General features: G+C 56.7%; 5 protein-coding genes, 3 tRNA genes and 1 rRNA gene. 7 read left to right on the plus strand and 2 right to left on the minus strand.

Annotated elements, in window-relative coordinates; all coding sequences use genetic code 11:
• Window positions 1–129 precede the first annotated feature (129 nt).
• The 4 genes from E4Q08_RS09075 to E4Q08_RS09085 all read left to right on the plus strand — a co-directional run bounded on the left by E4Q08_RS09075 (window position 130) and on the right by E4Q08_RS09085 (window position 2,293).
• Window positions 130–205 (plus strand) — tRNA-Val (locus E4Q08_RS09075).
• Between the two features lie 26 nt (window positions 206–231).
• Window positions 232–308: transfer RNA gene (locus tag E4Q08_RS09080), tRNA-Asp, on the plus strand.
• Window positions 309–380: 72 nt separating this feature from the next.
• Window positions 381–617 carry a SurA N-terminal domain-containing protein gene (locus E4Q08_RS25305; protein WP_252396609.1) on the plus strand — a complete coding sequence of 79 codons (237 nt, stop codon included), beginning with the start codon at window positions 381–383 and terminating at the stop codon, window positions 615–617.
• A complete protein-coding gene (locus E4Q08_RS09085) occupies window positions 578–2,293 on the plus strand; it encodes a peptidylprolyl isomerase (RefSeq protein ID WP_252396610.1) in 1,716 nt (571 codons plus the stop codon). The genes E4Q08_RS25305 and E4Q08_RS09085 overlap by 40 nt, the downstream gene beginning before the upstream one ends.
• 70 nt (window positions 2,294–2,363) lie before the next feature.
• On the opposite strand, the gene groL is transcribed toward E4Q08_RS09085, so the two are convergent.
• Window positions 2,364–4,016, minus strand: a complete 1,653-nt coding sequence (gene groL / locus E4Q08_RS09090; protein WP_169070150.1) for a chaperonin GroEL — start codon at window positions 4,014–4,016, stop codon at window positions 2,364–2,366.
• Between the two features lie 90 nt (window positions 4,017–4,106).
• Window positions 4,107–4,397 carry a co-chaperone GroES gene (groES, locus tag E4Q08_RS09095; protein ID WP_169070151.1) on the minus strand — a complete coding sequence of 97 codons (291 nt, stop codon included), beginning with the start codon at window positions 4,395–4,397 and terminating at the stop codon, window positions 4,107–4,109.
• A gap of 299 nt (window positions 4,398–4,696) precedes the next feature.
• On the opposite strand from groES, the gene E4Q08_RS09100 reads away from it, so the two are divergent.
• From E4Q08_RS09100 to E4Q08_RS09110, 3 genes are all read left to right on the plus strand, one after another.
• Entirely contained in the window at window positions 4,697–5,302 is a 606-nt protein-coding gene (locus tag E4Q08_RS09100) for a DUF4337 domain-containing protein (RefSeq protein WP_034910162.1), read from the plus strand.
• Window positions 5,303–5,564: 262 nt separating this feature from the next.
• A tRNA-Met gene (locus E4Q08_RS09105) sits at window positions 5,565–5,641 on the plus strand.
• Between the two features lie 164 nt (window positions 5,642–5,805).
• Window positions 5,806–6,033, plus strand: a 16S ribosomal RNA gene (locus E4Q08_RS09110); the annotation flags it as partial.

Below are 6,033 nucleotides of genomic sequence, written 5' to 3' on the forward strand. Positions count from 1 at the left end.
TCGGGCAGGTCGGGAAGCGCGCTTGCCGGCTTGTCTTGCGTACTTGATCCATCGCGAGATGCTGGTTTCGGTCTGGCCAAGTCGTGACGGATACGGTAGACTGAGAAACTCATGCTTTGGTCACACGACGGGTGCTTAGCTCAGTTGGTAGAGCGCTAGCCTTACAAGCTGGATGTCGGCGGTTCGAGCCCGTCAGCACCCACCAGGGAGAGCGGTGTTGCAGAGCATTTGGGAGTGGTAGTTCAGTTGGTTAGAATACCGGCCTGTCACGCCGGGGGTCGCGGGTTCGAGCCCCGTCCACTCCGCCACTGCCGAAAGGCGAACGCAAGTTCGCCTTTTTTCTTTTTCGCTTCAATCCAGTGAGTTAGCGAGCCACCCTCATGTTCTTTGACGCTGTTCGCAACAACAAGAGAGTTGTCCAGATATTCCTTGCCTTGATCACTTTGCCCTTTGCCTTCTGGGGCGTCGACTCCTACGTACGCAACACCGGGGCGGGTGCCGATCTGGCCAGTGTTGGTGACTCCAAGATTACCATGCCGCAGTTCGACCAGGCAGTTGGCGAGCTCAGCAGGACCGCATGCGGCAGGTGTTGGGTGCCAGTTTTCGTCCAGAGTTGATGAATACCCCGGCAGCAAAGCTTGCAGTTCTCAATTCGCTGGTGGATCAGCGCCTTTTGCTTCTCGAGACGGCAAAGGGACGGCTTGGTGCCGGTGATGAACTGCTTCGGGAAGTCATCAGCAAAATTCCTGCCTTGCAGGAAAACGGTCAATTTTCGATGTCCCGCTATCAGACGGCGCTTGCCGCCCAAGGCATGTCGCAAGCGCAGTTCGAGGCACAGCTTCGACAGGATCTCACACTGCAGCAATTGGTCGGTGCACTGGGAGATTCCGGCATTGCTAGCAGCACGGTGATCGACAAACTGCTGCGCATACAGGCCGAAGAGCGACAGATTGCCGAGTGGCGAATCGCTCCGGAGCAGTTTGCAGGTCAGGTGAACATTACTGCGCCGGACATCGAGAAATACTATGAACAGAACCTGAAGCGCTTTGAAGTGACGGAACAGGCCAAGGTCGAGTACCTGGTCCTGTCTCTGGAAGGATTGCTGGCGCAGCTCAAGCCCGGCGATGGCGAAGTGGCAGCCTGGTACGAGAGCCACAAGGATCGTTACCAACAGGCTGAAGAGAGGCGAGCAAGTCATATCCTGATCCTGACTGGCGGTGATGTGGACCAGGAAAAAGCCCGGGCCAGGGCAGAAGAGGTGCTGATGGAGGCCCAGAAGTCGCCGGCAAGATTTGCCGAGCTGGCCAGACAATATTCACAGGACCCTGGATCTGCCGAAAAAGGGGGCGATCTTGGTTTTTTTGGCCGCGGTATGATGGTCAAGCCGTTTGAGGATACGGTGTTCAAACTGCGGGAGAATGAACTTTCCGGTCTGGTACAGTCCGAATTCGGTTTTCACATCATCAGGCTGACAGGGATCAAGCCGGGCAAGCAGCGTTTGCTTGCTGACGTGCGCCCGGAGATCGAAGATGAGCTGCGGCGGCAAACGGCTTCGCGACAGTTTGCTGAAGCCGCCGAGGCCTTCAGCAACATGGTCTATGAGCAGCCGGACAGCCTGCAGCCGGCCGCGGAGAAATTCAAACTGAAAATCCAGCAATCCGGCTGGTTGCCGCGCAACCCATCCCCGGATTTATTGACTGGCCTGGGCCAGCTCGGCAACCAGAAGGTTCTCGCCTCGGTTTTTTCGGAAGAATCGCTGAAAAACAAACGTAATACCGAAGTGGTCGAGATTGCTCCAAACACCCTCCTGGCGGCACGGGTGATTGAATACCGGCCAGCGACCACGAAGCCCCTGGCGACCGTCAAGACTGATATTGAAGCATTGCTCAAGGTTGAGAAAGAAGCGGCACTGGCCCGTGCAGCGGGCGAGTCCAAACTCCGCGAGTTGCAGCAGGGAGCGACGGAAGACAAGCTTGCCTGGGTGTCGGTGAGGAAAGTTTCCCGACAGGATGATCGCCAGCTACCGGCAGCGGCGCTGAAGGCAATTTTTCGAGCCGACGTCCATAAGCTGCCAGCCTACGTGGGTGCTGATGTGGGCGATGGGAACTACATGCTTTACAAGATCATGACGGTCAGTCATCCGGCAAAGGTTGACGACAACCGGCGCAAGGCCTTGCAGCGCGAGTACAGCACGATCCTTGGCCAAGAGGATTTCGCTGCCTACCTCGCCGGGTTGCGCCTGCGCTACAAGATTGATATCAACCAATCGGCGTTGGAGAGCAAGGAACGCTAATCGTCTCCACTTCAAAAGAAACCCCGCCGAAGCGGGGTTTCTTTTTGAATGGGCATGGCTCCTGCGGACATTACATGTCCATACCACCCATGCCGCCCATACCGCCCATACCGCCCATACCGGCGCCGCCCATGGGCGGCTTTTCCTCAGCCAGCTCGGCGACCAGGCAGTCCGTGGTGAGCATCAAGCCGGCGATCGATGCTGCGTTTTGCAGTGCCGTGCGCGTGACCTTGGTCGGATCGAGAACACCCATTTCAACCAGGTCGCCGTACTCACCAGTGGCGGCGTTGTAGCCGAAATTGCCAGTACCCTGAAGCACGGCATTGACCACTACAGAGGGTTCGTCGCCAGCGTTGGCGACGATCTCGCGCAGCGGCTGCTCCATCGCGCGCAAAACGATTTTGATACCGGCGTCCTGGTCGTGGTTGTCGCCCTTGAGCGACGCGAGCGCCACACGGGCACGCAGCAGGGCGACGCCGCCGCCAGGAACGATTCCTTCTTCGACCGCGGCACGAGTGGCGTGTAACGCGTCCTCGACGCGTGCCTTCTTCTCCTTCATCTCGACTTCGGTAGCGGCACCAACCTTGATCAAGGCAACGCCACCTGCGAGTTTGGCGACCCGCTCCTGCAGCTTCTCCTTGTCGTAGTCGCTGGTGGCGGTCTCGATCTGCGCACGAATCTGCTTGACGCGTGCCTCGATGTTGCCGCTGACTCCGGCGCCGTCGATGATCGTGGTGTTTTCCTTCCCGATTTCGATGCGCTTGGCCTGGCCGAGGTCGGCCAGGGTGGCTTTCTCCAGGGTCAGGCCGACTTCTTCTGCAATCACCTGGCCGCCGCTCAGGATCGCAATGTCTTCGAGCATCGCCTTGCGGCGGTCACCAAAGCCTGGCGCCTTGACGGCGCAAGTTTTGAGGATGCCGCGGATATTGTTAACGACCAGGGTGGCGAGCGCTTCTCCATCGACATCTTCGGCGACGATCAACAGCGGGCGGCTGGACTTGGCGACCTGTTCAAGAATCGGCAGCAAATCACGGATGTTCGAGATTTTCTTGTCGAAGATCAGGATATACGGGTTTTCGAGGATCGCATTCTGCTTCTCGTTGTTGTTGATGAAGTAGGGGCTCAGGTAGCCACGATCGAACTGCATGCCCTCGACGACGTCGAGTTCGTTGTTCAGGGATTTGCCGTCTTCGACGGTGATCACCCCTTCCTTGCCAACCTTGTCCATCGCCCTGGCAATGATGTCTCCGATGTCCGCATCGGCGTTGGCCGAGATCGCGCCGACCTGAGCAATCTCCTTGCTGGTCGAACAGGGCTTCGAGAGGTTTTTCAGTTCGTCGACGGTGGCCACGACAGCCTTGTCGATACCGCGCTTGAGGTCCATCGGGTTCATGCCCGCAGCAACGTACTTCATGCCTTCGCGAACGATTGACTGGGCCAGAACGGTAGCGGTCGTGGTTCCGTCACCAGCGATGTCGGAAGTCTTGGAGGCAACTTCCTTGAGCATCTGGGCGCCCATATTGGCGAACTTGTCCTTCAGTTCGATTTCCTTGGCGACCGAGACCCCATCCTTGGTAACGGTTGGAGAGCCGTATGAGCGCTCCAGAACAACATTGCGGCCTTTCGGGCCGAGCGTGATCTTGACCGCGTCGGCAAGAATGTTTACGCCTTCGACCATGCGAGCGCGTGCGCTATCGCCAAACTTGACGTCTTTAGCTGCCATAGAGATAACTCCTAGAATTCTTTAATGATTTGAATCGGAACAGGAAAGTGGTGTAGCAAAGGGTGGGCTCAACGCTGCCAGATTGCCAGGCTACGCTTCGATGACGCCCATGATGTCCTCTTCCCGCATGACCAGCAGTTCCTCTCCTTCGACCTTGACGGTCTGGCCGGCGTATTTGCCAAACAGAACCCGGTCGCCAACCTTCACCGCGAGGGCGCGGACGCTTCCGTCATCAAGAATCTTGCCATTGCCAACGGCGCGAATTTCACCTTGGTCAGGCTTTTCAGCGGCTGTATCCGGGATGACGATACCGGAGGCGGTCCTGCGCTCCTCTTCAAGACGTTTGACGATCACGCGATCATGCAACGGACGAATCTTCATGCAGCTTCTCCTTGGGTTAAGCAAATTAAACAAACATCGACTATCAGATCCTGCAGTCATGGATACAAGACTCAGGAGTAAAAATATTAGCACTCACCGCTAACGAGTGCTAATAATAGGGGCAGGCAGCGGGAATTTCAAGGCCCTTGGGGTGATTGTCCGGAGAAGAATGGTCCCGCTTTCTTGCAATGGCAAGCGAGGCCCGGCAAACTCGCAGGACGATGCTGGCGGACTGTGGCAGACGGATGCCGTTTGGCGGCTTTTCCTGAATTGTTCAAATTTGCGAGGAGGATGGTGAAATGGCTGATATCAAGGACGCGATTGGCGAAGTGGTGGACAAGTCCGGACAGGATTCCGACCGGCTCAACAAAGTCATTGCTTTGCTGGTGGCGATTCTGGCGACGCTGATGGCGCTGTTCAACGTCAAGGACGGGAACATCGTTCAGGCGATGGCGCAGGCGCAGGCGAGGAGCGTAAACGCTTGGGCTTATTTCCAGGCCAAGAGTACCAAACAGAGTCTCGCCGAGACCATGCTCGATCAGCTCACCTTCGAGCGCGAGCTTGAAAGCCCGTTGACGCAGGAGGCCGCAACCCTGCTCGACAAGAAAATTGCGTTCTACCGCGAGAAGGTGGCTCGGTACGAAAGCGAGAAGGAAGAAATCAAGAAGCAGGCGGAGGGCTACGAACAAGAATACGATCGCTTGAATTATCACGACGATCAGTTCGACATTGCCGAAGCCGGGATCACCGTCGCGCTGGCAGTACTGGGTATCGCCGCTTTGACGCGCCGTAGATGGTTGATCTGGTTTGCACTGGTGTTCGCGGGTGTAGGCCTGGCCTCAGGAATGGCGGGCTTTGTGGGCGGGAACTTCCATCTCGATTTCCTTGCCTCGATGCTGAGCTGAGACCCGGGATCGCCCAATGAACAACTGGCAGACCTCGTTGGTGCGCGGGTGATGCGCATTCATGCTGCCCCGTCAGCCTGCGAGTTGTGGCAGGTCATATCCCGAATTTTTCGATGGAGTGTGTTGACTGGCAGATGGACCGCTGATAGAATGCTTCCTCTTCGCAGCACGGCAGTTTCGACTCGGTAGGAAGCACCAGCCGGCTCCTTCCTGCTAACTTGTGAAGAATTTATGGGGGCACTTAATTGAACACCCCAACGGTCGCGGGGTGGAGCAGTCTGGCAGCTCGTCGGGCTCATAACCCGAAGGTCACAGGTTCAAATCCTGTCCCCGCAACCAGCTCTTTAAAAAATTGGACAACCGATAGGTGTGGGTTCTTGATCTGGGAAGATCTGCGCAAGCGGATGGATAAAGGATAAGAAGGACTCGCACAGATGGAAAAGCCATTGATTGGGAGGAATCCTGGTTGATGGAGTAGACGTCAAGCGAGAGTTTTAGGAATTGAACTGAAGAGTTTGATCCTGGCTCAGATTAAACGCTGGCGGCATGCCTTACACATGCAAGTCGAACGGCAGCACGGGGTGGTAACACTCTGGTGGCGAGTGGCGGACGGGTGAGTAAAGCATCGGAACGTGCCCTGGAATGGGGGATAACGTAGCGAAAGTTACGCTAATACCGCATATTCTGTGAGCAGGAAAGCAGGGGATCGCAAGACCTTGCGTTCGAGGAGC

This window comes from Candidatus Accumulibacter contiguus, from assembly GCF_012940005.1.
Lineage (GTDB): Bacteria > Pseudomonadota > Gammaproteobacteria > Burkholderiales > Rhodocyclaceae > Accumulibacter > Accumulibacter contiguus.

Excerpts from the sequence above, each read along its gene's own strand:
- E4Q08_RS25305 (WP_252396609.1), top strand. The coding sequence starts at position 381 with ATGTTCTTTGACGCTGTTCGCAACAACAAGAGAGTTGTCCAGATATTC.
- E4Q08_RS09085 (WP_252396610.1), top strand. The coding sequence starts at position 578 with ATGCGGCAGGTGTTGGGTGCCAGTTTTCGTCCAGAGTTGATGAATACC.
- groL (WP_169070150.1), bottom strand. The coding sequence starts at position 4,016 with ATGGCAGCTAAAGACGTCAAGTTTGGCGATAGCGCACGCGCTCGCATG.
- groES (WP_169070151.1), bottom strand. The coding sequence starts at position 4,397 with ATGAAGATTCGTCCGTTGCATGATCGCGTGATCGTCAAACGTCTTGAA.
- E4Q08_RS09100 (WP_034910162.1), top strand. The coding sequence starts at position 4,697 with ATGGCTGATATCAAGGACGCGATTGGCGAAGTGGTGGACAAGTCCGGA.